The organism is Roseococcus sp. SDR (assembly GCF_019083995.1).
Lineage (GTDB): Bacteria > Pseudomonadota > Alphaproteobacteria > Acetobacterales > Acetobacteraceae > Roseococcus.
Genome location: NZ_JAHRCU010000005.1, coordinates 191,248 through 217,669 on the forward strand (window position 1 = coordinate 191,248; position 26,422 = coordinate 217,669).

24 protein-coding genes are annotated in these 26,422 nt (G+C 69.9%); 9 read left to right on the top strand and 15 right to left on the bottom strand.

The window, feature by feature from the left end; all coding sequences use genetic code 11:
• Nucleotide 1 precedes the first annotated feature (1 nt).
• From bchI to bchJ, 6 genes are all read left to right on the top strand, one after another.
• A complete protein-coding gene (gene bchI / locus KTR66_RS07920; protein WP_213612030.1) occupies nt 2–1,087 on the top strand; it encodes a magnesium chelatase ATPase subunit I in 1,086 nt (361 codons plus the stop codon).
• Nucleotides 1,084–2,763, top strand: coding sequence for a magnesium chelatase subunit D (locus tag KTR66_RS07925; protein WP_371819051.1), 1,680 nt, complete (start codon nt 1,084–1,086; stop codon nt 2,761–2,763). Before bchI ends, KTR66_RS07925 begins: the two co-directional genes overlap by 4 nt.
• Complete coding sequence (gene bchO, locus KTR66_RS07930) at nt 2,760–3,644, top strand: alpha/beta fold hydrolase BchO (protein ID WP_213612031.1); 885 nt, start codon at nt 2,760–2,762, stop codon at nt 3,642–3,644. The genes KTR66_RS07925 and bchO overlap by 4 nt, the downstream gene beginning before the upstream one ends.
• On the top strand, nt 3,641–4,669 hold the full coding sequence (locus KTR66_RS07935) for a phytoene/squalene synthase family protein (protein WP_213612032.1): 1,029 nt from the start codon (nt 3,641–3,643) through the stop codon (nt 4,667–4,669). The genes bchO and KTR66_RS07935 overlap by 4 nt, the downstream gene beginning before the upstream one ends.
• Before the next feature lie 75 nt (nt 4,670–4,744).
• Entirely contained in the window at nt 4,745–6,358 is a 1,614-nt protein-coding gene (gene bchE / locus KTR66_RS07940; RefSeq protein ID WP_213612033.1) for a magnesium-protoporphyrin IX monomethyl ester anaerobic oxidative cyclase, read from the top strand.
• Nucleotides 6,351–6,935, top strand: coding sequence for a bacteriochlorophyll 4-vinyl reductase (bchJ, locus tag KTR66_RS07945; protein ID WP_213612034.1), 585 nt, complete (start codon nt 6,351–6,353; stop codon nt 6,933–6,935). Before bchE ends, bchJ begins: the two co-directional genes overlap by 8 nt.
• 214 nt (nt 6,936–7,149) lie before the next feature.
• Here bchJ and pufC read toward each other — a convergent pair whose 3' ends face one another.
• The 11 genes from pufC to KTR66_RS08000 all read right to left on the bottom strand — a co-directional run bounded on the left by pufC (nt 7,150) and on the right by KTR66_RS08000 (nt 17,900).
• Nucleotides 7,150–8,214, bottom strand: coding sequence for a photosynthetic reaction center cytochrome PufC (pufC, locus tag KTR66_RS07950; protein ID WP_213612035.1), 1,065 nt, complete (start codon nt 8,212–8,214; stop codon nt 7,150–7,152).
• Between the two features lie 14 nt (nt 8,215–8,228).
• A complete protein-coding gene (gene pufM / locus KTR66_RS07955) occupies nt 8,229–9,185 on the bottom strand; it encodes a photosynthetic reaction center subunit M (RefSeq protein ID WP_213612036.1) in 957 nt (318 codons plus the stop codon).
• A gap of 17 nt (nt 9,186–9,202) precedes the next feature.
• Entirely contained in the window at nt 9,203–10,027 is an 825-nt protein-coding gene (gene pufL / locus KTR66_RS07960) for a photosynthetic reaction center subunit L (protein ID WP_213612037.1), read from the bottom strand.
• Nucleotides 10,028–10,249: 222 nt separating this feature from the next.
• Nucleotides 10,250–10,429, bottom strand: coding sequence for a light-harvesting protein (gene pufA / locus KTR66_RS07965; RefSeq protein ID WP_213612038.1), 180 nt, complete (start codon nt 10,427–10,429; stop codon nt 10,250–10,252).
• Nucleotides 10,430–10,494: 65 nt separating this feature from the next.
• On the bottom strand, nt 10,495–10,680 hold the full coding sequence (locus KTR66_RS07970) for a light-harvesting protein (RefSeq protein WP_213612039.1): 186 nt from the start codon (nt 10,678–10,680) through the stop codon (nt 10,495–10,497).
• A 136-nt stretch (nt 10,681–10,816) separates the two neighbouring features.
• The gene (gene bchZ, locus KTR66_RS07975; protein WP_213612040.1) at nt 10,817–12,274 is read right to left on the bottom strand and encodes a chlorophyllide a reductase subunit Z; all 1,458 of its coding nucleotides are present in this window, start codon (nt 12,272–12,274) and stop codon (nt 10,817–10,819) included.
• A 111-nt stretch (nt 12,275–12,385) separates the two neighbouring features.
• On the bottom strand, nt 12,386–13,894 hold the full coding sequence (gene bchY, locus KTR66_RS07980; RefSeq protein WP_213612041.1) for a chlorophyllide a reductase subunit Y: 1,509 nt from the start codon (nt 13,892–13,894) through the stop codon (nt 12,386–12,388).
• Between the two features lie 3 nt (nt 13,895–13,897).
• Complete coding sequence (locus KTR66_RS07985; protein WP_213612097.1) at nt 13,898–14,851, bottom strand: chlorophyllide a reductase iron protein subunit X; 954 nt, start codon at nt 14,849–14,851, stop codon at nt 13,898–13,900.
• 17 nt (nt 14,852–14,868) lie between these two features.
• On the bottom strand, nt 14,869–15,798 hold the full coding sequence (gene bchC / locus KTR66_RS07990; protein ID WP_213612042.1) for a chlorophyll synthesis pathway protein BchC: 930 nt from the start codon (nt 15,796–15,798) through the stop codon (nt 14,869–14,871).
• A gap of 91 nt (nt 15,799–15,889) precedes the next feature.
• Complete coding sequence (locus KTR66_RS07995) at nt 15,890–17,023, bottom strand: acetylserotonin O-methyltransferase (RefSeq protein WP_249731939.1); 1,134 nt, start codon at nt 17,021–17,023, stop codon at nt 15,890–15,892.
• A 10-nt stretch (nt 17,024–17,033) separates the two neighbouring features.
• Complete coding sequence (locus KTR66_RS08000) at nt 17,034–17,900, bottom strand: polyprenyl synthetase family protein (RefSeq protein WP_213612043.1); 867 nt, start codon at nt 17,898–17,900, stop codon at nt 17,034–17,036.
• A gap of 156 nt (nt 17,901–18,056) precedes the next feature.
• Here KTR66_RS08000 and KTR66_RS08005 point away from each other — a divergent pair, with 156 nt between their 5' ends.
• Both KTR66_RS08005 and KTR66_RS08010 read left to right on the top strand, forming a co-directional pair.
• Entirely contained in the window at nt 18,057–19,007 is a 951-nt protein-coding gene (locus KTR66_RS08005) for a carotenoid 1,2-hydratase (protein WP_249731940.1), read from the top strand.
• 29 nt (nt 19,008–19,036) lie between these two features.
• On the top strand, nt 19,037–19,834 hold the full coding sequence (locus tag KTR66_RS08010) for a class II aldolase/adducin family protein (RefSeq protein WP_249731941.1): 798 nt from the start codon (nt 19,037–19,039) through the stop codon (nt 19,832–19,834).
• A 154-nt stretch (nt 19,835–19,988) separates the two neighbouring features.
• On the opposite strand, the gene KTR66_RS08015 is transcribed toward KTR66_RS08010, so the two are convergent.
• The 3 genes from KTR66_RS08015 to KTR66_RS08025 are packed head-to-tail and all read right to left on the bottom strand — an operon-like array spanning nt 19,989 to nt 24,906.
• Nucleotides 19,989–21,242 (bottom strand): class I SAM-dependent methyltransferase, encoded by a 1,254-nt coding sequence (locus KTR66_RS08015; protein WP_213612044.1) that lies wholly within the window; start codon nt 21,240–21,242, stop codon nt 19,989–19,991.
• Between the two features lie 21 nt (nt 21,243–21,263).
• Nucleotides 21,264–23,414 (bottom strand): HlyD family efflux transporter periplasmic adaptor subunit, encoded by a 2,151-nt coding sequence (locus KTR66_RS08020; RefSeq protein ID WP_213612045.1) that lies wholly within the window; start codon nt 23,412–23,414, stop codon nt 21,264–21,266.
• The gene (locus KTR66_RS08025) at nt 23,407–24,906 is read right to left on the bottom strand and encodes a TolC family protein (protein WP_213612046.1); all 1,500 of its coding nucleotides are present in this window, start codon (nt 24,904–24,906) and stop codon (nt 23,407–23,409) included. Before KTR66_RS08025 ends, KTR66_RS08020 begins: the two co-directional genes overlap by 8 nt.
• An 85-nt stretch (nt 24,907–24,991) precedes the next feature.
• Here KTR66_RS08025 and KTR66_RS08030 point away from each other — a divergent pair, with 85 nt between their 5' ends.
• Nucleotides 24,992–25,270 (top strand): hypothetical protein, encoded by a 279-nt coding sequence (locus tag KTR66_RS08030; RefSeq protein WP_213612047.1) that lies wholly within the window; start codon nt 24,992–24,994, stop codon nt 25,268–25,270.
• Here the strand turns inward: KTR66_RS08030 and KTR66_RS08035 are convergent.
• Complete coding sequence (locus tag KTR66_RS08035) at nt 25,224–26,396, bottom strand: ABC transporter permease (RefSeq protein ID WP_213612048.1); 1,173 nt, start codon at nt 26,394–26,396, stop codon at nt 25,224–25,226. The two genes, KTR66_RS08030 and KTR66_RS08035, sit on opposite strands and share 47 nt — an antisense overlap.
• Nucleotides 26,397–26,422: the final 26 nt, after the last annotated feature.

Consider the following 26,422-nt stretch of genomic DNA (forward strand, 5'->3'; position numbering starts at 1 on the left):
CATGGATGGCTCGATCGCCGGGACGCGGCCGCGCGCAGGGAAGGCCCGCCGGAAGGCGGCCGAGCCCGTGCGGCAGCGCCTGGTGTTTCCCTTCACGGCCATTGTCGGCCAGGAGGAGCTGCGCCTCTCGCTGAGCCTCTGCGCGGTGGATCCCAGCATCGGCGGCGTCCTGGCGCTGGGCGATCGTGGCACGGGCAAGTCCACCGCCATCCGCGCGCTGGCGGCGCTGCTGCCGCCCATGCGGGCGATCCAGGGCTGCGCCTATAACTGCGAACCGGGCAAGCCGACGCCGGGCTGCGAGGCCTGCGCGCGGCGCGCGCCCAAGGCCGTCAGCGTCCCGGTTCCCGTGGTGGACCTGCCGCTGGGTGCATCGGAAGATCGCGTCGTCGGCGCGCTGGATCTCGAGAAGGCGCTGGCCCAGGGCCAGAAGGCCTTCGAGCCGGGGCTGCTGGCCCGCGCCCATCGCGGCTTCCTCTACATCGACGAGGTGAACCTGCTGGAGGACCACCTGGTGGACCTCCTGCTCGACGTCGCGGCCTCCGGTGAGAATGTGGTGGAGCGCGACGGCCTCTCCATCCGCCACCCCGCGCGCTTCGTGCTGGTGGGCAGCGGCAATCCGGAGGAGGGCGAGCTGCGGCCGCAGCTGCTGGACCGCTTCGGCCTCTCCATCGAGGTGACGACGCCCAGCGATCTGCCGACGCGCATCGAGGTGATCAAGCGGCGCGACGCCTTCGAGCGCGACCCCGCGGGCTTCTGCGCCCTGTGGCAGCCGGAGGAGGAGGCGCTGCGCGCCCGAATCCTCGCCGCCCGGGACCTGCTGCCGCGCGTGGTCCTGCCCGATGACGTGCTGGAGATGGCGGCGAAGCTCTGCATGACCGCCGGTACGGATGGCTTGCGCGGCGAGCTCACGCTGATGCGCACCGCCCGCGGGCTCGCCGCCTTCGAGGGTGCCACGGAGGTGAGCCTCGATCATCTGCGGCGCCTCGCGCCCATGGCGCTGCGCCATCGCCTGCGCCGCAGTCCGCTGGATGACGCGGTGGCGACCACCCGCGTGGCCCGCGCGGTGCAGGAGGTCTTCGGGCCGTGACCGAGGCCGCCCGGGCGCCGTCTCCGGGCGAGGATGCGGCCATGGCGGCCTGCCTCCTGGCGGTGGACCCCGCGGGGTTGGGCGGCGCCGTGCTGCGCTGCCGCCCAGGGCTGGAGCGCGACCGCTGGCTGGCCAATCTGCGCGCGCTGCTGCCAGGCGACATGCCGCAGCGCCGCCTGCCGCCTGGCATTGGCGATGACGCGCTGTTGGGCGGGCTGGACCTCACCGCGACGCTGGCGCGCGGCCGGCCGGTGCAGTCCCTGGGGCTGCTGGAGGCGACGCGCGCTGGTGTCCTCATCATGCCCATGGCCGAACGCCTCTCCCGCGCCACCGCGGCGCGGCTGACGGCGGGGCAGGAGGCGCATGGCTACGCCATGGTGGCGCTGGATGAGGGGCTTGAGGACGAGGCCCCGCCGCCCGCCCTGACCGACCGTCTGGCCTTCCTGCCCGATCTGAGCCAGGCACCAGCCGCCAACCCCTTCAGCCCCAGCCAGGTCGCGGCCGCGCGGGAGCGGATGCCGCGCGTGGCGGCCGATGATGCGCTGATCGAGGCCATCCTGGCCACCGCCATGGCCTGCGGCATCACCTCGCTGCGCGCGCCCGCGCTGGCCCTGCGCGCCGCCCGTGCCTCGGCTGCGCTGCATGGCCGGGCTGCGCCGGATGCGAGCGACGCGCAGCTCGCCGTCCGCCTGGTGCTGGGCCCCCGCGCCACCATGCTGCCCGCGCCGCCCGAGGAGGCGCCACCACCCGACCAGCCGCCCGAGCCGCCGCCGGAGAACGAGTCCAAGGCCGAGCCGCGCAATTCGGACGCGATGGAGGATGTGGTCCTCGACGCGAAGCACGCCGTGCTGCCCGCGCAATTGCTGGCGACGCTGGCCGCCGCCGGGCTGCGCGCGCGCACGCCGACCGCGGGCAAGCAGGGGGCGGAGCGCATCTCGCTCAAGCGCGGCCGCCCCATCGGCACCCGCCCGGGCGAGCCGCGCAACGGCGCCCGCATCGCGCTGCTGGAGACGCTGCGCGCCGCCGTGCCCTGGCAGAAGCTGCGCCCGCGCCCCCCTCACGCCGCCATCGCCGTGCGGCGCGAGGATTTCCGCATCAAGCGCTTCCGCGAGCACAGCGAAAGCACGGCGATCTTCGTGGTGGATGCCTCGGGCTCCGCCGCCTTGCACCGCCTGGCCGAGGCCAAGGGCGCGGTCGAGCTGCTGCTGGCCGAATGCTATTCGCGACGCGATCGCGTGGCCGTCATCGCCTTCCGCGGCAAGGCGGCTGAGCTTCTGCTGCCGCCCACGCAATCGCTGGTCCGTGCGAAGCGCGCGCTGGCCGGCCTGCCGGGCGGTGGGGCGAGCCCGCTCGCCTCGGGCATGGATGCAGCACTCGCCCTGGCACGCCTGGAGCGCCGCGCGGGCCGCACGCCGCTCATCGTCGTCCTCACCGATGGCCGCGCCAACATGGCGCGAGACGGCCGCACCGGCCGCCCGGTTGCGGAGGAAGATGCGCTGGCGGTCGCCAAGCTGCTCCAGGCCGAGGCGCATAGCATCCTGGTGGTGGACACGGCGCCCCGGCCGCAGCCCTTCTCGGCCACGCTGGCCGCGGCCTGTGGCGGGCGCTGCCTGCCCCTGCCGCAGGCGGGTGCCCATGCGCTGGCCGGCGCCGTGCGGATCGGGATGGCGGCATGAGCCTGGCGCTCACCCTCACGCCCGACGCCGCGAGCGCGGAGCTGCGCGAGGATTGGCCGCACCGCGCCGCCAGCCGCTTCCTGCATGCGGGGGGCTTGCGCTGGCATGTGCAGATCATGGGCGAGGGTCCGGTGGTGCTGCTGCTGCACGGCACGGGTGCCTCGACCCATTCGTGGCGCGCCTTGATGCCGCTGTTGGCCCGGCGCTTCACCGTGATCGCGCCCGACCTGCCCGGCCAGGGCTTCTCCGGCGAGGCGGCGGCGGAGGCGCTCTCCATGGAGGGCATGGCGCGTGCGGTGGGCCACCTGCTTCAGGCCTTGCACGCCGAACCACGCCTGCTCATAGGCCATTCAGCAGGTGCCGCGATCGGCGCGCGCATGTGCCTGGATGGGCTCGTGGCGCCCGACCTGCTCGTCTCGATCAACGGCGCACTGCTGCCGCTGGGCGGCTGGGCGGGGCAGGTCTTCTCGCCGCTGGCGCGCCTCATGGTGAAGCTGCCCGGCATGCCGCGCCTCTTTGCCTGGCGCGCGGCCGATCCGGTCGTGGTGCGCCGCCTCTTGGACGCCACCGGCTCCAAGCTGGATGAGGAGGGGATCGAGCTCTACGCCCGCCTCTTCCGCCGGCCGGAGCATGTGGCCGGCACGCTCGGCATGATGGCCGCATGGGATCTGCACGCGCTGCGGCGTGACCTGCCGAAACTGAAGACGCCGCTGCTGCTCGTCATCGGCCAGCAGGACCAGACGATCCGGCCGACCGAGGCGCGGCGCCTGGCCCGCATCCTGCCGCAGGCGCGCATCCACGCGCTGCCGGGCCTTGGCCATCTCGCCCATGAAGAGGCGCCCGAAAGCGTCCTGCACGCCATCCTGGAGGATCACCCATGAGCGACACATTCCAGCAGGACCTGTCGGCCTGTCGTGAGTTGCTGCGCGTGGGCTCCAAGAGCTTCCACGCCGCCTCGCTGCTGCTGCCGCGCCGCGTGCGCGACCCCGCGACGGCGCTCTATGCCTTTTGCCGCCTGGGCGATGACGCGGTGGATGACGCGGCCGATCCGAGCGAGGGCCTCGCCATCATGCGCGCGCGGCTGGACGCCGCCTATCGCGGCACGCCGCAGGACCACCCGGCCGACCGCGCCTTCGCCCATGTGGTGGAAGCGCATGACATGCCGCGCGAATTGCCCGAGGCGCTGCTGGATGGCTTCGCCTGGGATGCGGCCGGCCGGCGCTACGAGACGCTGGATGATGTGCACGCCTATGCCGCGCGCGTCGCCGGCACGGTGGGTGCGATGATGACGCTGCTGATGGGCGTACGGCGCCACGCGGCCCTTGCGCGTGCCACGGATCTCGGCACCGCCATGCAGCTCACCAACATCGCGCGCGATGTGGGCGAGGATGCGCGCAACGGCCGCCTCTACCTTCCGCGCCAATGGCTGCGCGAGGCGGATGTGGATCCGGACGCCTTCCTCGCGAATCCCGTGTTTTCGGCGGGCGTCGCCAGCGTCACCGCGCGGCTTCTGGCCGAGGCCGGGCGCCTCTACACGCGCGCCGAGGCGGGCATCGCCATGCTGCCGCGCGATTGCCGCCCGGCGATCCGCGCCGCGCATCGCATCTATGCCGAGATCGGCGCCGAGGTGGTGCGGGCCGGGCATGACAGCGTCTCGCGCCGCGCCGTCGTCTCCTCCAAGCGCAAGATGGCGCTGCTGGCGCGCGCCTGGCTGCCGACCATGCCGCGCCGCGCGGTGGCGCCGGAGCCGCCGCTGGAAGCGAATGCCTATCTCGTGCAGGCGGTGCCGGCGACGGAACTCGCGATTTCCGAAGGCAGCCTCGGCGAGCGCATCGGCTGGGCGATCGAGCTGTTCGCGCAGCTCGAGGAGCGGCAGAAAATCGCGCAGCGCACGGCGCAACCGTGATCATCTTGCGCCACATCAAGGAGGCGTGTCGCAGCCGCACTTAGGCTTTCCAATGGAAGCCACGAAAGGTGCCACATGCGGATCGTCCTCGTTCATCCGAACTACCATTCGGGCGGTGCGGAAATCGCCGGCAACTGGCCACCCGCCTGGGTCGCCTATCTCGCCGGCTATCTGAAGGCGGGCGGCTACACCGACATCACCTTCATCGACGCGATGACGAACAACCTGACCGATGATCAGGTGCGCGACATGTTGGCGCAGGCCCAGCCCGATGTGATCGGCGCCACCGCCATCACGCCCGCGATCTACAAGGCGGAGGAGCTGCTGAAGATCGCGAAGGAGGTCTGCCCCGATGCCGTCACGGTGCTGGGCGGCATCCACGGCACCTTCATGTATCAGCAGGTGCTGGCCGAAGCGCCCTGGATCGACGCCATCGTGCGCGGCGAGGGCGAGCAGGTCTTCCTCGACCTCGTCAGCGCCGTGGATCGCGGCAATTGGATGGAGGAGCGACACCAGGTGAAGGGCCTTGCCTTCCTCGATGGCCAGGTGGTCAAGGCCACGCCGGCGGCACCCACCATCAAGGATCTGGACCGCATCACGCCCGATTGGGGCGTGCTGGAATGGAGCAAGTACATCTACATCCCGAAAGGGCGGCGCGTCGCGATTCCGAACCTGGCGCGCGGCTGCCCCTTCACCTGCTCCTTCTGCAGCCAGTGGAAGTTCTGGCGCGACTATCGCGTGCGCGACCCGAAGAAGGTGGTGGACGAGATCGAGACGCTGGTGCGCGAGCACGATGTCGGCTTCTTCATCCTGGCGGATGAGGAACCCACCATCCACCGCAAGAAGTTCATCCAGTTCTGCGAACTGATGATCGAGCGCAACCTGCCAGTGGAGTGGGGCATCAACACCCGCGTCACCGACATCCTGCGCGACGAGGAGCTGCTGCCGATGTACCGGAAGGCAGGCCTCGTCCACATCTCGCTCGGCACCGAGGCGGCGGCGCAGCTCAAGCTCGACCGCTTCAACAAGGAGACGACGGTCGCGCAGAACAAGAAGGCGATCGACCTGCTGCGCAAGAACGGCATCGTCTCCGAGGCGCAGTTCATCGTGGGCCTGGAGAACGAGACGGTCGAGACGCTGGAAGAGACCTACCAGATGGCGCGGGACTGGAATCCCGACATGGCGAACTGGGCCATGTACACGCCCTGGCCCTTCAGCGACCTGTTCCGCGAACTGGGCGACAAGGTCGAGGTCTTCGACTTTGACAAGTACAATTTCGTCACACCCATCATGAAGCCGGACGCGATGGACCGCGCCACGCTGCTCGATCGCGTGATGCACAATTACCGCCGCTTCTACATGAACAAGGCCTTCTTCCAGTATCCCTGGACGCGGGACAAGCGGCGCCGCAGCTACCTGCTGGGCTGCCTCAAGGCCTTCCTGAAATCGGGCTTCCAGCGGACCTTCTACGACCTCGGCAAGGTCGGCTATTGGGGGCCGCAATCGAAGAAGAAGGTGGACTTCCACTTCGACAACACCCGCAAGCTGGATGCCGAGGCGCGCGACTGGAAAAACGCGCCGCCGCGCAAGCGCGAGGTGGTGAAGGCCTGTGGCGGCGGCGACCAGCAGATGACCGAAGCCGAGATGGAGGCCCAAGGGGGGGCGGAAAAGCCGGCGCCGCGTGGCTGAAGCGCGCATCGGCCCCAACGCCATCATCCGGGTGGCGGAGGCGCTGATCGAAGCGCAGGGCAGGGGCGTCACGGCGGATGTCTTCGCCGCGGCCGATCTCTCGGATGCCTTGCGTTCTCCGCCGCAGGGCATGGTGCCGGAGGCGCAGGTGGTCCGCCTGCACACGGCGTTGCGCGCCCTGTTGGGCGTGCCCACCGCGCGCGCGATCGGCGCCGAGGCGGGGCGGCGGACCGCCCATTACCTGCTGGGCCATCGAGTCCCGCGGCCGCTCGTGCTGCTGCTGCCGCGCCTGCCGGCGTGGCTCTCGGCCCGCGTACTATTGAGCGCGATCTCGAAGCACTCCTGGACCTTCGCGGGCAGCGCCGCCTTCCTGGCCCGGGCGGGCCGGCCAGTGGAGGTGGGGCTGGCCGGCTGTGCCATATGCCGTGGCGCGCATGAGCCGGGGCCGCTCTGCGACTATTACGGCGAGACCCTGGCCGGGCTGTTCCGCGTGCTCGTCACGCGCGATTGCACCGCCCTGCAGACGAGCTGTGCGGCCGCTGGCGCCTCGGCCTGCCGGTTCGAGCTGGCCTGGTAGGCATCAAGTTTCTTCATCCAGGAGGGGGGCCAGGGCAGTCGCCCTGGCCCTTTGGCTTGACGGCGCTGGCGATCGGGAGGCTGGCCTGGGTGCGGCGGGCATCAGCAGCACAGGCGAAGATCTCAGCGGGCAGGGCGAACCAGTGACTGGCGCCGGGCATGAAAAAGCGCGGGAAGCTCTCGCCGCCCGCGCCGTTGGGAGAAGGTGACCCGCGTCAGTTGCGCGCGGGCTGCTCCAGGCCGGCCCGCCGCGGCGGCGGGTTCAGCTCGGGGTAGTCCTGCAGCATCCGCGCACCGCGCAGGGGCTCGTTCACGCCCTGGTGGCAGGTGGTGCAGTTCACCTTCAGCGTGTCACCCAGCGGGCCAAGGCGATGCGGCGGGAACTCAGGCCGCAGCGGCTCGATGTAGTCATTGTTGATGGCACGCACCATGCGGATGCCGTGCCAGGCCGTCACACGTTGTGGCGTGCTGTCCTGCCAGCCGGAGAAGTTGCGGCTGTTGTGGCAGAAGGTGCAGTTCACGCCGAGCGAGGAGGACATGTGCATCATCAGCGAGTAGGTCCATTCGGTGCCGAGGATGCTCGAGTTGTTGTCCGCCTGGCGCGAGGCGGAGGACTGCACGCCGATCGGGTTGTCACGCAGCAGATAGGGCGTGAAGGGATCGGTCGGCAGGCTGCTGAGCGCATTCGCCGCCACCGGGCGGTTCTGCTCCGGCGCCGTCGAGAGCAGGCGATGCAGGCGCGCATTCGGGGGCGAAGTGGCCCAGACGGCGGCCGGCACGGCCTGGCCACGGTGGCAGGTGTAGCAGGTGACGCCGACCTGCTGGACGTGGCTGTTGTAGGTGGTGTTGATGGTCTGCACCATCTGCAGCATGCGCCGCGCCACAGTCTTCTGGTACTTGCCCTCGGCCGCGAAGTTGCCCTCGACGTGGCAGCCGTTGCAGCCCTGGTTTTCGCCCTCGCCGGGGTACACCCATTCGGTCATCGCCTGCATGATGCGGCCGAACTGCTCGACGCTGAGATGGCCGAGGACGCGGACGTTCTCGTAGATCTCGGAGGCGCGCGGGCTGGTCGGATCATCCTCCGCCGGCTCGAGGGCCGGGGGCGCCACGTTGCGGGCGTTCACCACCGCCACGGTGCGGGGGTTTTCCACCCGCCCCATGGAGGTGCCGCGGAAGCCACCCTGCTCGGTTGCGACCGGCGGGCGCTCGAAGGTGACGACGAAGAAGGCGAGCGCCGCCACCGCCGCGACCACCCCGCCGAAGATGAGATTGAATTTCATGTCTCGATCTCCTCTCAGCGGCCGGGCACGGGGATGACACCCCATACCGCCGGATAGGCGGGCGCGAAGCGCTTCTCGACCGCCCACAGGTACCAGTTGTCCACCACGGTGCCCGTCAGCAGGATGCCGATGCCGCCGGTGATGGGCGTCAGGATGGCGAACCACCAAGCCCAGCGGTGGATGCTCTCGTAGGTGGCGTTGAAGCCCATGGTCCAGCGCCAGAAGATGCCGGCGCGTTCGGCGGCCGTGCCGCGATCCACCGCCTGCTCCACCTCACGCTCGCCGCCGAAGCGGCCGACCGCGAGGATGGTGGCGCCATGCATCGCGAAGAGCAGCGTGGAGCCGTAGAGGAAGACGATCGAGAGCGCGTGGAACGGGTTGTAAAACAGGTTCCCGTAGCGGATCGAGAAGGCCGCCGTCCAATCCAGGTGCGGGAAGATGCCGAAGGGCACCGCCTCGCTCCAGGAGCCCATCAGGATCGGGCGGATGAAGCCCAGCACCAGGTAGAGCCAGACCGCGCCCATGAAGGCCCAGAAGGTGTGCTGGCCAAGGCCGAGAGCCGCGGCCCGGCGCCAGATCCGCGCCGCCCAGAGGAACATGGAGGCGGTGAGGAAGAAGCCGGCGGCCAACCACCAGCCACCCTCGGCGAGTGGCGGGATGCGCAGCCCGTGCTTGGGCAGCGGCGCTTCGAGCGCGAGCCAGGGCAGCAGCTTGACGAACTGGACGACGTTCCAGTTCACCGAGGCCAGCATGTTGAGCCCGATGATCTCAAAGGCGATGAAGCCGCAGAGGATCGAGAGCACACCAAGCGTGCCGAGGTAGAAGGGCCCGATCTGCGCATCGGCGAAGTAGCCGAGGATGCGGGCCGTCATCGGGTGTCCGATCCGGGCGTCGTTGCCCGGAGGGAGCTTCACGCCGGGGTAGTGCGGCCCGGATGGCTGCAGCCGCGTGAAGAGGTATTGGTATTCCATTGTGGCGTCCCTTCCTCTCAATTCCAGATCGGCAGCTGAAGCCACCAGTTCCACCACTCCGGCCAGCCGCGGGTCCAGAACGGACCGCTGATGACGATGCAGACCGCGCTCCAGAAGCCGGCCGAAAGCGCCACGAACAGGCCGAGGCGGTGGATGCCCAGCGTGCCGATCGAGTAGCCGATGAAGTCGCGGTAGAAGGTGTTCTCATGCTCCGGCGTCTTCACCGGCTCACCCTTGGCAGGGTTGATGGCGGCGAGCACGAGCGAGGCATGGAGCGAGAGCGCCAGCGTCGTGGTGAAGAAGAAGGTCACCGCGATCATGTGCGCCGGATTGTAGTGGAAGTGCAGGTACTGGTACCCGACGTTCGACACCCAATCGAGGTGGCTGAAGATGCCGTAGGGGAAGCCATGCCCCCAGGCGCCCATCAGCACGGGCCGGATCACGACCAGCGTGAAATAGGCGAAGACCGCCATGCCGTAGGCCCAGGGGATGTGCATCCCCATGCCGAGCTTGCGGGCGATTTCGGCCTGGCGAAGTGCCCAGGAGACGAAGGCGCCGAGAGCGCAGATGGTGATGGCCTGCCAAAGCCCGCCCTCGTACATCGGCGCAAGGCCGAGACCGTATTTCAGGTCAGGCGGGGCGATGTTGATCAGCCAGGGATTCCAGGTGCCGCCATGCGCGGCGCCCACCAGAATCAGGCCGACACCGACCAGGGTGAAAAAGATCGTCGTGACGCCGAAGAAGCCGACATAGAAGGGCCCGACCCAGAAGTCGAAGAGGTCCCCTCCCACCAGCGTACCGCCGCGGACGCGATATTTTTGTTCGAAACTCAGCATCGCCATGGATTGATGCTCCTGTCAGGGCAGCGCCGAAGCCCGCCCGGGTGTGTCGTCATCCTCGGCAGCGGGCGACGCCCGCTGCGCTTGCCTCGCCCACTGCCGTGGAGCGACACTCTTCGCCCGGGCTGAGAGGGGATCGGATCACGCCCCGAAGGACGTGATCCGCATGCCCTCGTCAGTTCGAGCTGCGAAACCCATGCGCGCTTCCGAAGAAGCGCCCGTGGATCAGCGGCCGACCGGCTGCCCGGGGGTGAAGGTCGGCGTGGTCGCGCACCAGCCCAGGTGGTCGCAGTAACGCGGCGAGCTGAGCACGGCGAAGTGAATCACCGCCGCCACGCCGACCACCCCGAGCATGCCCAGGACGCCGACGCGGAGGGGATTCACCACCATCCAAATCTTATGCATTGCGAATTCTCCTCACGATTGAGAATGCCGGGCACCCGATCAGGACCGGATGGCCCGGCGGCTGATCACAGGAACATCCGCCAATCGGGCGGAACCACCTGGGTCCCGTAGACGAGCGGACGCCAGAGCCAGACGAGGATGTGCGCGCCCATCGAGGCGAACACGGAGAAGATCCAGCCTTGCATCACCAGGCGGTGAATTTCACGCGCCTCGGCTTCCGTCACACCGGACCTCGTAGTCACATCGGCCATGAATTTGACCTCCAACCGGCCTTGCGGCCATTACCGTGCAAGTCCCGCGCGGCAAGGATGTACGTGGCGAAAACGCCACGCACGGCTGACGGCCCGGTGTTGCCAGGCAGACAGAGGGTGAGGGGGAGGGGCGCGCTCATGCGGGCACCGCCTCCACCGATCTTGTTTCGGCAACGCGCAGCGTCTCAGCCACGCGTGCGCGCGTGATGCGCGCCTCGCCGGCATCGCGCGCGGCCTGCTCCACTTCCTCGCGCATGCGCTTCGCCGCCGAGATACGGATCAGGAAGGGCTCACGCTCCACCAGCGCATCCAGCAGCGCCTGGGCGTCCTCCTCCCAGACGTCGGAGGGACGCGCCGGCGTCGCCGGAATCTTGTCCATCTCGGTGCCGAGCGGGAGGATGTGGAACAGAGCGTCGAACAGCGCGTTGCAGTATTCCTGGATGATGTAGGTCGCACCCGCGTAGCCCATGTAGGGCGTGCCGGTGGCGCGGCGGATGATCGCCCCCGGGAAGCTCGCCGGGATATAGGCGGCGCGCGTGCCGGCTTCCGCCATGTACATGCGCTCGTTGAAGCTGCCGAAGACGACGAGGCCGGGCTTCTTCATCGCCTCGCGCGTCTTCGCATTGTCGGGCTTCTGGCCGGCGCGGCGCTCAGCGGCATACGCACACGGGATGCCCATCTCCTCCGTCAGGAATTGCTGCAGGCCGTGCGTGTAGGTGTGCGTGGCGACGACGGAGTAGGGGGCGGAGGCGAAGAAATCCTGCGTCACCGAACGCCAGAGATCCCACATGGGCTTCAGCGTCGTGTGCTTCTCGCGCTCGATGAAAGGCTCGGGGTCGAGGCCCGTGAGCTCACCCAGCTTCCGGAGGAAGTTGGTGGTGGCGAACATGCCGATCGGCGCCTGGAGGTAGGGGCGCTCCAGCTCCTCGCAGAGCTTGCGGCCGAATTCGCGGTAGAGGCAGATGTTCACATCCGCATTGGGCAGCTTCGCGATGTCCTCGACGTGGCTGCCCAGCGGGAAGACCAGGTTGATCTCGCAGCCGATGCCCTCGACCAGGCGGCGGATCTCGGCGAGGTCGGAGGGCATGTTGAAGGTGCCGTAGATGGGGCCGATGATGTTGACGCGCGGCGCCTCGCCCTCCTTGCGGACACGCGGCTTCATCTTGCGGCCCTTGGCGCCGAATTCGGTCCAGAGCCAGTTGATGGCGCGGTCCGCCGCCTGCCACTGGTCCTCGTCGATGGTACGACAGATGAAGCGCTGCAGGTTGCTGCCCTGCGGCGTCACCCCGCCACCGATCATCTCGGCGATGGAGCCGGTGACGACGACGGCCGGGAGATCGGGGTCCTGCGTCGCGGCCGCGCGGCGCATGTTCGGCTCCGTGCCGTTCTGGCTGAGGCTTTCCTCATCGAGCCCGGTGACGACGATGGGCAGCTCATGCGGGGGCAGCCCGTCCGTGTAGTGCAGCACGGCGGTGACGGGCAGGTTCTCGCAGCCCACCGGGCCATCGATGACGACGCGCATGCCGCGCACCGCCGAGAAGGCATAGATGGCGCCCCAGTAGCCGCCGGCACGATCATGATCGAGGACGAGCATGTCAGTGGTCCGATCGTGGCTGCGCAGCAGCCGCGTGAATCGGCCCACCAGCCATGCTGGTGGTGATGCGCGGCGCAGGTGTCGGGAGAGGGCTCAGGTTGGGGCGCATCATCACGTCCCCACCGCTTCTTCGGCCTTGGCCCGGGCCGCGCGCTGCTTGCGCTGCCGCTCGCGGAAGCCCGGCGGGTCCACCGGCTTCTCGCGGAAGCCGTAGCCAGCGCCGTCCGGCGTGCCGACGCCTTCGAAGAAGCTCACCATGCGGCTGAAGCGCTCGCGGCCCTTGGTCTGGGCGGCGACGATGCCGGCCATGGAGCCCGCACCCGCGATGGAAAACAGCGGCCGCGCGCTGACCATGTTGGTGAAGTAGAGGGCAGGGATGCCCATCTCCTTCGCCTTCTGCACCAGTGGCGTGGTGCCGAGCGCCAGATCGGGCTGGACCTCCTTCATTGCGGCCAGGTCCTGCTCGAGCGAGGCCCGGTACTGCACATGGCAGCCCTGGGCCTTGAGCCATTCCGCATCGGGCGCGCTCCATTCGGTCCGCGGCGCGGCGGTGCCGACATAGGGGACCTCGGCGCCGGCCTCGATCAGCAGGCGCGCCACCAGCAGCTCGGAGCCTTCATAGCCCGAGACGGTGATGCGGGCCTGGATCGGGTTCGCGGCGAGCACGGCGCGGATGGCGGGCAGCACGGCCTGGCGCGCGGCCTCGCGCTGGCTCTCCGGCACGCCCGCGGCGCGGCCGATGGCCTCGATCCAGGCCGCGGTGCCCTCGGCACCGACGGGGCCGGAGCCCACGACGTTGCGGCCGGCCGCGCGGAATTCGCGCACGCTCGCCGTGTAGAAGGGATGCAGGGCCGCGACGGCCACGCTGTCCAGCGCGGAGTAGAGATCGCGCCATTCGCGGCAGGGCGCCTGCGCGCCGGCGGCCAAGCCCATCGGCGCCAGGATCTGGCCGATGCCGACCGGATCGGCCGGGAAGAGCTCACCCACCAGGCAGACATTGCGCGCCTCGGTGTGGTTGCGCGGCCGGGCGACCGGGCCCTGCTCGGCCTCCTGCCGGGCATAGCGCAGCATCGCGCCGGTCAGCACGTCCTTCGCTTCGGCGTGGGTCGGCACGCCGAAGCCGGGCACATCGATGCCGATGATGCGGACCCCGTTGATCTCCTTCGGCAGCAGCTCGAGCGGCACGCCGGAGGCGGTGGGGACGCAGAGATTGGTGATGACGACGGCGTCGTAATCCTCGGGCTTCGCCGTCTCGTTCACTGCGTCGCGGATGTCCTCGAAGAGCTTGCCGGTGACGAGCGTCTCCGAGTTGAAGGGCACATAGCCCACGGTCCGCTTCGCGCCGTAGAAATGCGAGGTGAAGGTCAGGCCATAGACGCAGCAGGCGCTGCCCGAGAGGATGGTCGCCACGCGCCGCATGCGCAGGCCGACGCGCAAGGAGCCGAAGGCCGGGCACATGCTCTGCGGCTGGTCATGCGGCCCACGCGGATAATCCTGCATGAGCTGGTCCATGACGGCCGTCTTGCCCGCGGCGCGCGCGGCCGCGTCAAACGTCTCGCGCCCCGCATGGCAGGGCGAGGCGCCGGGCTCCGGAGGGCTGGCCGGGGGGAGGGAGTCCATGCCTCAGACGCCCTCGTAGACCACTTCGAGGGAAGGCTTGTTCAGCACGTTGGTGCCGCACATGTCCTCCATCGTCGCCGGCTGCAGCGTGACGCCGCGGCCCACCGCATCGCCCTTGAAGAGGTTCAGCAGGTTCTCGTGGCTGAGCGGCGTGGGGCGCAACGGCGGCGCCTCGGCCACCTGGATGCCCAGCGCCTCGAAGAGCGGCGCCCATTGGCCGCCCGGCATGCCCACGATCTCGTAATTGGCGCTCTTGCGGCGGATATCCTCATCGGCCGGGATGGCGGCCAGCACGGGGATCCCCACGGCCTGGGCGAAGGCCTGCGCCTCGCCCGTGCCGTCATCCTTGTTGATGACCAGGCCCGCGACGCCGACATTGCCGCCGAGCTTGCGGAAGTAATCCACCGCCGAGCAGACATTGTTCGCCACATAGAGCGACTGCAGGTCGTTCGAGCCGACGACGATGACCTTCTGGCACATGTCGCGCGCGATCGGCAGGCCGAAGCCGCCGCAGACCACGTCGCCCAGGAAGTCGAGCAGGACGTAGTCGAAATCCCACTGATGGAAGCCCAGCTTCTCCAGCAGCTCGAAGCCGTGGATGATGCCGCGCCCGCCGCAACCGCGGCCGACCTCGGGGCCGCCCAGCTCCATGGCGAAGACGCCATCGCGCTTGAAGCAGACATCGCCGATCGTCACCTGCTCGCCCGCCGCCTTCTTGCGGGAGGAGGTCTCGATGATGGTGGGGCAGGAACGGCCGCCGAAGAGGAGCGAGGTGGTGTCGCTCTTCGGATCGCAGCCGATCAGCAGGACGCGCTTGCCCTGGGCCGCCATCATGTAGCTGAGATTGGCCAGCGTGAAGGACTTGCCGATGCCCCCCTTGCCGTAGATCGCGATGATCTGCGTCTCCTTCTTCGCCGGAATCACCTCCATGGAGGCGGCGTCGTCGGAGGGCTGCATGTTCCCGGGCACAGCGTTCATGCGTGTTTTCTCCAATCGAGGACCATCTTGAGGCAGCGCGCATCGCCGAAGGCGGTGCGGTAGGCGTCGGGCGCGTCGCCGGCGTGCTGGCGATGCGTGATCAGGTGGTCGAGCGAGAGCTTGCCCTCGGTGAGGAGCAGGTTCAGCGCGGCCATGTCCTGCGCCTGCCATTCGGCGGCGATGCGCAGGCGCATCTCCCGCATGAAGGCCGGGGCGAAGGCGAAGGAGAGGCGGTCGTAGAAGCCGGCCAGCGTGATCTCGCCGCCGGGCGCCAGGCGCGCCACGAGCTGGTCGAGGATGTTCTGATCACCGCTCGCATCGCAGATGCGGCGATAATCGCGGCGTGCATCCGTCTCGGGCGAGAGCACGGCGTAGCCCTCGGCACCCTCGGCGCGTTCGGGGCTGAGCTCCCAGACGGTGGGCGCCGGCTGGCCCATGGCGATGGTGATACGCGCCAGGAGGCGGCCCAGCACGCCATGGCCGATGATCAACTCCGGCGGGTGGTCCACGATCGCGTGGTACGCCGTGGCGGCCAGTGCCAGCAGGATCGCTGTGTCGCCCAGCGACTCGTCCACCGGGATGACGCGGGCCCCCGGCGTGACCAGGCGACCAGCGGCGCCGCCAAACAGGCCCCGCACATCACGAAATCCGCGGGAGCCGGGAATGAAGACGCGCCGGCCGACGGCCTGGCCCGACGCCGGGCCGGCCTGGACGATGCGGCCCACGCTCTCATAGCCGGGGACGAGGGGGTAACCCATGCCGGGGAAATTCGGCATGCGGCCCAGCCAGAGCAGCTTTTCCGTGCCCGTGCTGATGCCGGACCACTCGACGTGGACCACCACATCTTCCTCGCCGGGGGGCAGGAGGTCGACACGCTGGAGCTGCAACTGCTCCGGCTGGGTCATCAGGACCGCGATGGTGTCCACGTGTGGTCGAACTCCCTTTCAGGGACGGGTCGTCAATCTAGACCGACAGTCAAAAGTGTCAAGTGAAATGGACATTCGCGCCATGCCTATGTCACGCAGACGCAACAAGCACGCGGGTGAGAAGCGGTGTCGCAGTGGGGAGCAGGCGGGGTTGTCGGAAGCCCGCCGCTTCCAGCATTTCGCAAAGCCTTCGTGGCGTGCGCGGGCGCCCCGTGCCCATGGCGCGCAGGTAGAAGCCGAAATAGGCGGCCCCCATGGCCTCCGCGCCTGGCGTCTCGGCCATCGGCTCGGCCACCAGCAGCGTGCCGCCGGGGGGCAGGGCCGCATGGGCGGCACGCAGCATGCCGGCCACATCTGCCTCGTCATGGTCGTGCAGGACGCGGACGAAACTGATGATGTCGGCGCCTTGAGGGAGGATTCCGGCGTGGAAGTCGCCCCCCACGGTGCGGGCGCGATCGGCCATGCCAGCCGCCGCGAAGCGCGACTCCGCACGCGCGGCAACGGCAGGAAGGTCGAAGAGGATGACGTTCAGTGCAGGGTGTGCGGCGGCCACCGCGCGCAGGAAGGAGCCATCGCCGCCGCCCACGTCGAGCAGACAGCGATGTTTAGAAAAATCATAAGCATCAAGCACTTCGCTCGAGATCATCGGCTGCGAGGCGGCCATGAGCGCCGTGTAGGGGGCGACCTCGGCATCGCCCAGCGCCTCGGGCCGCTCCACGCCGGCATAGGGCCAATAGGCGGCGAGCTTGCCGCCGCCGCGCTCGCCGCGCAGCAGGGCCACCGGATCGGTCAGGTCGGCGTAGAGCATCGCATGGTGGGTCACCATGGATTCGATGGCGGCATTGCCCACCATCACCGCCCCCAGCTGCCCCAACGCCCAGCGGCCGTTGCGGCGCTTGGTCAGGCCCAGCGACTCGGCCGCCTCGAGCAGCTGCGCCGCCGCATCGGCGGGCAGGCCGAGGCGATGCGCCAGCGTGCGCTCCTCCTGCGGGCCTTCGGCCAGGATGGTGAAGAGATCCAGCCGCACGCAGGCATAGAGCACCTGCGAGTAGACGAAGCCGGCCGCGAGATCGAAGAGCGAGCGCGCCCTTCGCCGCGCCATGCCGCGCGTCAGCGGAAAGCGGCCGGCCCAGCGGCGGAAATCGGCGCTGGCCACGAGCCGGTCATGCCAGGCGGCCAGGCGGTCGCGCCAGTTCAGGGGGGAGGTCAGGGCGAGGCTTTTCAAAGGCGGGGGCTCAGAGCGCGTGGGCGGGCAGGGTCTTGGGCACCAGGCGCCGAGCCTCGTGGCGCATGAGCGCGCCGAGTTCCGCGCGGCCGGGGCAGGGCGGGATCGCCTCCACCGCCAGATCCGCCAATTCTTCCAGGCGCTTGACGGCGCCCTTCAGGCCCAGCTCGCGCACCGCGCTCGGCCGGTCATGCGCCGCGTCCTGGCCGACCGGCTTGCCCAGCTGCTCCGCGTCGGAAATCGCATCGCCGATGTCATCGGCCACCTGATAGGCCTCGCCCAGGCGAAGCCCGACTGCGTTCCAGGCCTCGATGGGCCCGCCGGCCGCGGCCGCACCCGCCATGGTGGCGCCGGCGAAGAGGGCGGCGGTCTTGGCGCGGTGATAGGCCGCGACATCCACGCGCTTCTCACATTCCCAGGCCTGGCCGGCCACGATGCCGAGCGGCGTGCCGACCGAATCCCCCACGATCCGCATCACATCGCCGAGCCGCTCCGGATGGGCGCAGTGCGCGGCGGCGCGGGCGATGGTCTGGAAGGCGAGGACGATCAGCGCATCGCCGGCCAGCAGCGCCAAGGGCTCGCTGAAGGCACGATGGACGGTGAGCCGGCCGCGCCGCGTCGCCGCGTCGTCGAAGCAGGGCATGTCGTCATGCACGAGGGAGGCGCAGTGCAGCATCTCGATCGCGGCGGCGGTCGCTTCCACCAGCACCGGGTCATCCATGCCGCAGGCGGCGGCGGCGGCCATGCAAAGCCGCGGGCGCACCCGCGCGCCGCCGGGGAAGACGGCGTGGTGCATGGCGAGCGAGAGCAGGGGCGGCGTGGCCCCGGGCGCCAGGGCCTCGGTCAATTGCCGTTCGATGCGACGGTTCGCGTCCATGGAAGTGCTCCCTTCGGAACGGCGAAGATGGCACTCTCCTCATTGACTGTCACGTTCAATTGACAGCAATCTCGCGTCGGACCGAAAAAACTGTCAACTGATCCTGACCATGCTGGTCAGGCAACGAGCGACCCGCAGGGTCCAGGAGATGCGCCCTTGCCCTTGGACGATCCCTCGAACGGCCTCGGCCCCGGCTTCCACCACACGCCCCCGAAAGACGGCTATGCCTGGTGGTATCTGGATGCGCTGAGCGAGGATCACCGCCACGGGCTGACCATCATCGTCTTCCTGGGCTCGGTCTTCTCGCCCTACTACGCGATCGCGCGCCGCCAGGGCCCGGCGGACCCGATGAATCATTGCTGCATCAACGTGGCGCTCTATGGCAGCCCGGCCCGCTTCGCGATGACCGACCGCCCGGCCCGCGCGCTGAAGCGCGACGATGTCAGCATCACCATCGGGCCGTCGGCCATGCGCTGGGACGGGAAGGTGCTGACGCTGGACCTGGATGAGGTGGCCGTGCCGCTGCCGCGCCGCATCCGGGGCCAGGTGCGCCTCACGCCGGGGCCGATGAACCGCCGCGTCTTCACGCTCGATGCGGCCGGCCACCACCATTGGCGGCCGATGAGTGCGGCGGCCAAGGTGGAGGTGGAACTCGAGCATCCGGGCCTCTCCTGGAAAGGCCATGGCTATTTCGACAGCAACTGGGGCTCGGCGCCGCTGGAGCGCGATTTCCAGGAGTGGGACTGGTGCCGCGTGCCGCTGAAGGAGGGGGCCGCCATCCTCTATGATGCGCGCCGCCGTGACGGCACGCGCCAGCAATTGGCTCTCCGCTTCCACGAGGATGGCCGCATCGAGGAGATGCCCGTGCCCCCCGACGTCAGCATGCGCCGCTCCCTCTGGGGCATCCGCCGCGCCACGCAGAGCGAGAAGGGGGCGCGCATCGTGAAGACGCTGCTGGACACGCCCTTCTATGCGCGCTCCGTGCTGGAGACGACGCTCTGCGGCGAGACCGCCATGGGCGTGCATGAAAGCCTGGATTGCGACCGCTTCGCCGCCCTGCCCATCCAGCTGATCCTGCCATTTCGGGTTCCGCGGCGCTGGGTCTAGGATACCCGAAACGCCCCGGAGGACTGACCATGCTCGAACAATCCCCCATGCCCGTCCTGGACATCCCCTCGCTGCGCGACAAGGTCTCGCCCGCGGAGTGGCAGGCCCGCGTGAACCTCGCCGCCTGCTATCGCCTCATCGCGCTCTACGGCATGAGCGACATGATCGCGAACCACATCTCGGCCCGCGTGCCGGGCGAGGAGGGCGCCTTCCTCATCAACGCCTATGGGCTGCTCTATGAGGAGATCACCGCCTCCTCCCTCATCAAGATCGACGTGAAGGGCAATATCCTGCTCAAGCCCGATTTCGGCGAGCTGAACTACGGCGTGAACCGCGCGGGCTTCGTCATCCATGGCGCGATCCATGAGGCGAGCCACGAGATCGACTGCGTGATCCACACGCACACCTGGCCGGGCATGGCCGTCTCCTCGCTGGAATGCGGCCTGCTGCCGATGAACCAGACGGCGATGCGCTTCCTCAAGATCGGCTATCACGACTATGCGGGTGTCGTGCTCGACACCGCGATGCAGGCGAAGCTGGTCGAGGATCTCGGCAGCAACAACGCGCTGATCCTGCGCAACCACGGGCTGCTGACGGTGGGCAAGACCATCGCGGAGGCCTTCAACGCCATGCACCGGCTCGAGCTCTCCTGCCGGGCGCAGCTCGCGGCACTCGCCTGCAATGCGAAGATCATCCAGGTGCCCCAGCATGTGCTGGAGGAGACCTACATGAACTACCAGCCGCAGACGCGCCGCCCCTATGGCGTGATGGAATGGCCCGCGCTGCTGCGCCGTCTCGACCGGATCGATCCTTCTTTCCGGAACTGATCCCAAGCGCACGAAGTTCCGCCCTGCGGCCCGAAGGGCCGAGCGCGCGCATGCGTGCCGCGGGAAATGCCGCGAAGCCGAGGGCCGCGGAGGCGGCCCGCCCGGCGTCTGAGGGGCACGAAGGTGAAACCTTCGTGCGGTTGGTATGAGGGGCTCAGGGGAAGGGCAGGCGGATCCGCTCACGGAACCAGAAGGCGCCCTCGGCCACCAGGCTCGCGTGATAGGGCGGCTGCAGGTCGCCCCGCGGAAACTCCCCGGTGATGGTCACGCCCTCGCCGGGGGGCACGTCGCGCCCCAGCGTGCCGCGCGCCATCAGCTCCATCTCGCCCGCGCCGGAGGCGAGGCTGCCGGTGGCGCCCATCGTCACCAGTCCTTCCTCCCGCTCGGCCTGCGCGCGCCAGGTGGTCTCGCCGGTGTTCTCGGCGCGCAGCACCACGCGCAGCGTGCCGGGGCTGGGTTCGCTCGCCTCGATCACGGTGAAGCGGGCTGAGGTCCGGTCGGGGTCGAGCCCGCCCGGGCGCAGCGCGCGCGGCCGCCGCGCGAGGCAGGTGTTCCAGCCGCGCTCATGCCCGTCGCCCGCCGCCTCTTCGATGGTCCGGCGGCCCTGGCCGGCGGGGAAGAAGCCGTTCACGCTGTGCAGGAACTGGATCTCGGTGAAGCCCGTCTCGCGCAGCAGATGCGTCAGGTAGTCGCGCGCGAAGGGGCTCTCCAACGTGCCGTAGCGCGCCATCTCGGCGTCCAGCTCGGCCTCCAGCGCGCGGTCGCCGGGGTTCCAGCGGCTCTCGCCCAGCACGGCCATCTGCCCGCCCGGCGCCAGCAGGCCCAGCACGTTGCGCGCGGCCTTCGCCTCGTCGATCACGTGGTGCCACGCCTCATAGAACACCACCGCATCGGCGCGGCCCGAGCCTTCGAGGTCCGGCGGCAGGCTTTCCATCGTGCCGCGCACGAATTCCGCGCGCGCCAGCATGTCGATCTCCCACTTGGCCGAGGCGCGCTCGATCCGCTTGCGCGCGATGTCGAGCATGTCCTGGCTCGGCTCCAGCAGGATGACGCGATAGCCGATCATCAGGAACTGCTCGGCGAGCCAGCCGGGGCCCGCCCCCGCATCCACGATGGTGCCGCCGGGCAGGTCGAGCTTCTGGATGATGTTCAGCGCATTGTAGATGGCGCGGAAATAATGGGCATGGCCGCGCGTCGCATCGAGCGGCTTGAGCAGCAGGCTCTCGCGATGTTCGGGCGGGATCTTCCAGGTATAGGCCTCGGCCGCCGCCACCAGTTCCTCGTAGCGGCCATCGGCGGCGGTCACGTAGCGCCGCGGGCCGGTGAAGCCCGGTTGTTCCGGCGCAGGCGCGGGCGTGGGCGCGCGGCCCAGCACGCGCCGCAACCAGCCCGGCGGTTCAGCGGGCATCAGGGGAGATCGAAGGCATGGCTACTCGCGTAGCACGATCACATCCCCGGGCGAGAGGCCTTCGCGGACCTCCACGCCCTCGGGCGTGCTGATCCCGAGCGTCACGGGGCGTGAGACCACGCGCCCGCCCTCGCGCACGCGCACCACGCGGCTTCCGTTCTCGTCGCGGATCGCGTTGGGCGGGAGCACCACCGCATCCTCGCGCTCATGCGTGATGATGGCGAGGCTGGCCGACATGCCGACGGCAAGGCGCGCACGCTGCTCCGGCGTCAGGTCGGTGATGGCGATGCTGACGGCGAAATTGGGCATGCCACGCCCCATGCCGCCCTGGTCGGAGCTGGCCTGCGCGGCCACGGAGGCGACGCGGCCCGTCAGCACCTCGCCTGCGAAGGCATCGCCGGTCACGGTCACGTTCTGGCCGGGGCGCACCTGGTTCACGTCGATCTCGTCCACCTGCCCGCGCACCAGGAAGCCCGCGAGATCGCCGATGCCGAACATGGTCTGCCCGCGGGAGACGCGGGTGCCGACCTCGATGGTCTCGGCGCGGCCCTGGCCGGCGCCCCGCTCGGGCGGCATGAGCACGACGCCGGAGACGGGCGCGCGCACCTCGGCATTCTGCAGGTCGGTCTCGATCTCGCGCAGCTTGGTCTCGGCATTGGCGAGCTCGAGTTCCGCCGTGCGCAGGTGCAGTTCGCTGCCGCGGTCGAGCGTCGCGGCGAGGTCCTGCTGCGCCGCCTGCAACTGCAGCTCCTGGTTGCGCTGCTGCTGGATGAGGTTGCGATGCTCCTCGGCCGGGATGATGCCGCGGCTGAGCAGCATCTGGCTCTGCTGCAGGCGGGCGCGCAGGTTGCTGGTCTCGAGCTCGGCGGCGGCGAGCTGCCGGCGGGCGCGGGCGACCTCGAAGCCGTTCGCCCAGCCGCGGAGCTCCTCGACGCGCTGGCGCGCACGGATCTCGGCCGCGCGGGCTTCGCGCAGGCGCGTCTCCACCTCGCCGCGATCCATCCGCAGCAGGACTTCGCCCTGGGTGACCGCGCCGCCGTAGCGGAAGAGGCGTTCGCGCACCGTGCCGTCATAGGGAGCGACGACGCTGACATTGGCGCCCGGCTCCAGCACGCCCACCACGGCGATGCGCGCGCTGACCGGCTGGGCCGTGGCCGTCATGGTGATGGCGCCACCTGCGCCGGCCGCGAAGACATCGGGTTCGGCCGGCGAGAACCAGGTCCAGGCGGCGACACCGAAGACGCCGAGGAAGGCCGCCGCCACGGCCGCGATGCGCAGGGCCGCGATGCGCCGCGCGATGCGGGCCGAGCGCGTGGCGGAATCCTCGAGCTTGAGGAAGGCGTCCTGCAGCTGCGTGTATTGCGAGGCGAGCTCGGCCTGCAGGCGCTCGGTCTCGGTCACATCGGTGAAGACGGCGGTGATGGCCGGGCGTCCGGCATGGGGGCCGGTCTGCACGCGCCAGCTTGTGGCCTCGACCGAGAGGCGACGCTCGCCCGGGAAGTCGAGCACGCGGCGGCCCTGCGGGGCCTCCTCCTCCTGGAGGGGGGCGAGGACGGCGTCGATGAAGTCATCCGTGCCGTCACGCTCGCTGAGCAGGAGGGCGAGGCTCTGGCCGATCGCCTCCTCGGCATTGATCTCCAGGATGCGGGCCGCGGCGGGGTTGACGGTCATCACCCGCGCATCGGGGCCGATGGCGAGCACGCCATCCGTCATCACATCCAGCGCGCGGCGATAATCGAGGGAGAGGCTCTCGTCCCGCCCGCGCCGCGCCTCCTCGCGCTCGGCCAGCTCAAGCTCGGCGGCGCAGCGGGCAGCGAGGCGATGCAGGCCCTCGCGCTCGGCCTCGGTGAGGTCGCGCGGCTTGCGGTCCAGCACCAGCAGTGCGCCGCGGCGGCCCGGCAGGGGCGCCGCGGCCGCGAAACGCAGCGCATCCGCGCCCGTGACCAGCGCATGCGCGGCGAAGCGCGGATCGGCCGTGAGGTCGGGGAAGGTGCCGAAGGCGTCGCCGGAAGCCGCCGTGAAGGGCTCCGTCTCCAGCGTCGCACCGATCGCGGCGACCACGCCCCGCTCGCCCAGCACGACGGCGCCGATGGGCGCGTGGCAGAGCAGGGCGGCGAGCCGTGCGATGTCCTCGAAGCCCGGCGCGACGTGGCCGGCAGGCGCGTCAGTCATTCAGCGAAATCCGCCATGTGTCGAGCGTGGTGCCGAGCACCTGGTCAAGCTGCGTGAGCGCGTTGGAATAGGCGATCACCGCCGAAAGCTCGGCGCTCTCCGCCGATTGCAGCGACCCCTGGAAGGAGACGACCTGGAAGTTGGAGGAGCGCCCGGCCTGGAGCTTCACCAGCTCCGCCTCCAGCTGCTGGCCGGCCAGTTCGCGGGCGCGGCGGGCCAGCTCCGCCTGGCGGCGCAGCGTGTCGATGTTGCGGACGATGTCCTCCACCGCCTGGCGCAGCCGGTCGCGCGCCTGCTCGATCGCGAGCTCGGACTGGCGGAGCGCGATGGTGGCGTTCACCTCCGGCTGCTCGCGCGCGATCTGGCCGAGCGGGATGTTGAACTGCAGCCCGACGTTGAAGTCGTTGCGGACCTCGGCCAGGGCGCCCAGCGTGCGCGCGAGTTCCGCGCGCTGCGCCGCCCAGCCGGTGCCGGCGACGAGGGAGACGTCCCAGAGGCGCTGGTTGCGCGCGACATCGAGGTTGATGCGGTTGATCTCCACCGCCAGCAGGGTGCGCAGGTAGTCCGGCTGGTTGGCGGCTGCGACCTCGAGCGCGCGCTGCGGGTTGACCCGGGCGGATTCCGCGGCTGGCCGCTCCACCGCCCAGATCCTCTGATTCTGGTTCACCGCCAGCAGGGTGAGGAGGGCGAGGCGCGCCGCCTCATGCTGGTTGCGCGCACCGACGAGCTGGAGCTCCTGCTGCGCGATGCTGGTCTCGGCCTGGATGAGTTCGACCTGGGCGAGGCGGCCCGCCGTGAAGAGCGCCTGGTTCACGCTGGCCAGTTCCCGCGCGCGGCGCAGCGCCTCGGTGGCGATGCGCAGCTGCTCCTGTGCCTGCAGCAGCGTCCGGTAGCTCGTGATGGTCTGGGTGATCTGGTCCGAGACCAGCGCCTTGAGCTGGAGCTTGCTGTTCTCCTCCTGGATGCGCGCGATGCGCACCGGGGCCATGGCGAAGTCCACGCCACCGCCGGCCAGCAGCGGCTGGATCACCTGGAAGGTGGCGCGCCCCTGGCCGCTCGGGTTCTGGCCGCGCGTGTTGCTCTGCACGCCGAGCCAGCCGAACTGGAACTGCGCGCCGGTGGGGGCCGCGATGTTCACGACGGGGCCGAGCGTTGCCTGCGTCAGATTCACACCATTGCTGCGCGAGCGGGTGACGCCGCCGGTGACGCCGAAGCGCGGGTCGAAGGTCGCCTCCGCCACGCGGAGCGAGAAGCGGTCGGCCACGCGCTGCAGGTACTGGCTGCGGATGGCGCGGTTGCTGCGCAGCGCGAGGAAGACGGCCTCGGGCAGGGTCAGCGGGATGCTGCCCTCCGGCATGTTGGCCGTGGGCATGGTGGTGTTGGCGCGGGGGGCGGGCCGCTCCCGCGCCTGCTGCGCCCAGCCGGGCGCGGGGATGAGGGGAAGCGCGCAAAGGGCCAGCGCCACGCCCAGGATCGCCCTGCCTCCCTGCATCGCACCGTCTCCTTTTTCGCTCTGACGCAAACTATCCCACTCTCCGGGCTTTCGCCGCAAGCCACCACGCCCATGGGTTTTCCCGATGGGCCCCATCGCCCCTCTCGACCGCGCGCGCCGGGTGGTGTTCCCTGAGCGCATGATCCGCGTGGCGCCCCTGCTGCTTCTGTTGGCTTCGGCCTGCGCCCCGCCGGCGACGCTGCGCCAGCCGGTGATCGGCGCGAGCTACGAGCCGGTGAACGCACCGCTGCCGCCGCTGCCGGCCGTGATGGAGCTGACGGGGGACCCACCCATCGCGCTGCCCGACCCCTCGACCTTCACTCCGATCTTAGCGCCTCGATCGGGTCCAGGCGGGCGGCCATGACGGCCGGGTAGAAGCCGAAGAAGACGCCGACGGCGAGCGAGACGCCCGCGCCCAATGGCGCCGCGATGGGCGAGAAATGCACGGGCCAGCCGGACATCCAGGCGAAGCCCACGCCGCCGGCATAGCCGAGCGCCACCCCCAGCGCCGCGCCCAGCACCGAGAGGATCAGCGCCTCGCTCAGGAACAGCCGCCGCACATCCCGCCGGCGGGCGCCGATGGCGAGCCGGATGCCGATCTCGCGTTTCCGCTCGGAGACGGACATCAGCATGATGTTCATGACGCCGACGCCGCCCAGCACCAGCGCGATGCTGCCAACGGCACCCAGCAGCAGCGCCACCAGGCGCACCTGGCTGTTCATGCCGGCGATGAGCTGCCGGGCGGACAGCACGTTCAGCGTGGCATCGCGCAGCCCCGGGCCCAGATGCTGCTGCAATTGCTGGGTCGCGACTTCGGGGTCCGCATCGCCGCGCAGGCGCGCCACCGCCATGGAGAGGGCGGGTGCTGCCATCACGCGCCGCGCATTGGGCAGGGAGAGGAAGAGCGTCCCGTTCACGTCCATCGGCAGCATGGGGTTCATCAGCACCGGCTCGATGATGCCGATGACGGTGAAGATGTAGCGGCTGACCCGGATCTGCGAGCCGACGCGGATGGGCGAGAAGGGAGTGGAGAGCTGCTGCGCCAGATCCGAGCCGAGGACGGCGTGCAGCTCGAAACGGTCATGCGGCGAGAGGAAGCGGCCTTCGGCCATGGGCAGGCGGCCCACATCGGCGAAGCTGCCGGTGGCGCCGATGAAGCCGGCATTGCGGGTCTGCCCCTCGAAGCTGATGGGGCCGCCGCCGATCATGAAGGGCGCGATCTCGCCCACCGTCGGCACCATCATGGGCACGCTCTCGATGTCGCCCAGGCGGAAATTGCCGAGGCCCGTCGGGCTGTCGGCCCGCAGCACCAGCGTGTCGGTCCCCATCTGGCGGAACTGCCGGATGGTCTCCTGCCGGGCCATGGTGCCGGCATGCAGCATGGAGATGACGGCGCCCGCGCCGACGACGATGCCGATCAGGGCGAGGAGGCTGCGCTGCCAGGCGGCGAGCAGGTTGCCGGCGGCCTCCATCAAGGTCTGGCGGATCATGGCTGCGCCACCGATTCACGCCTCCG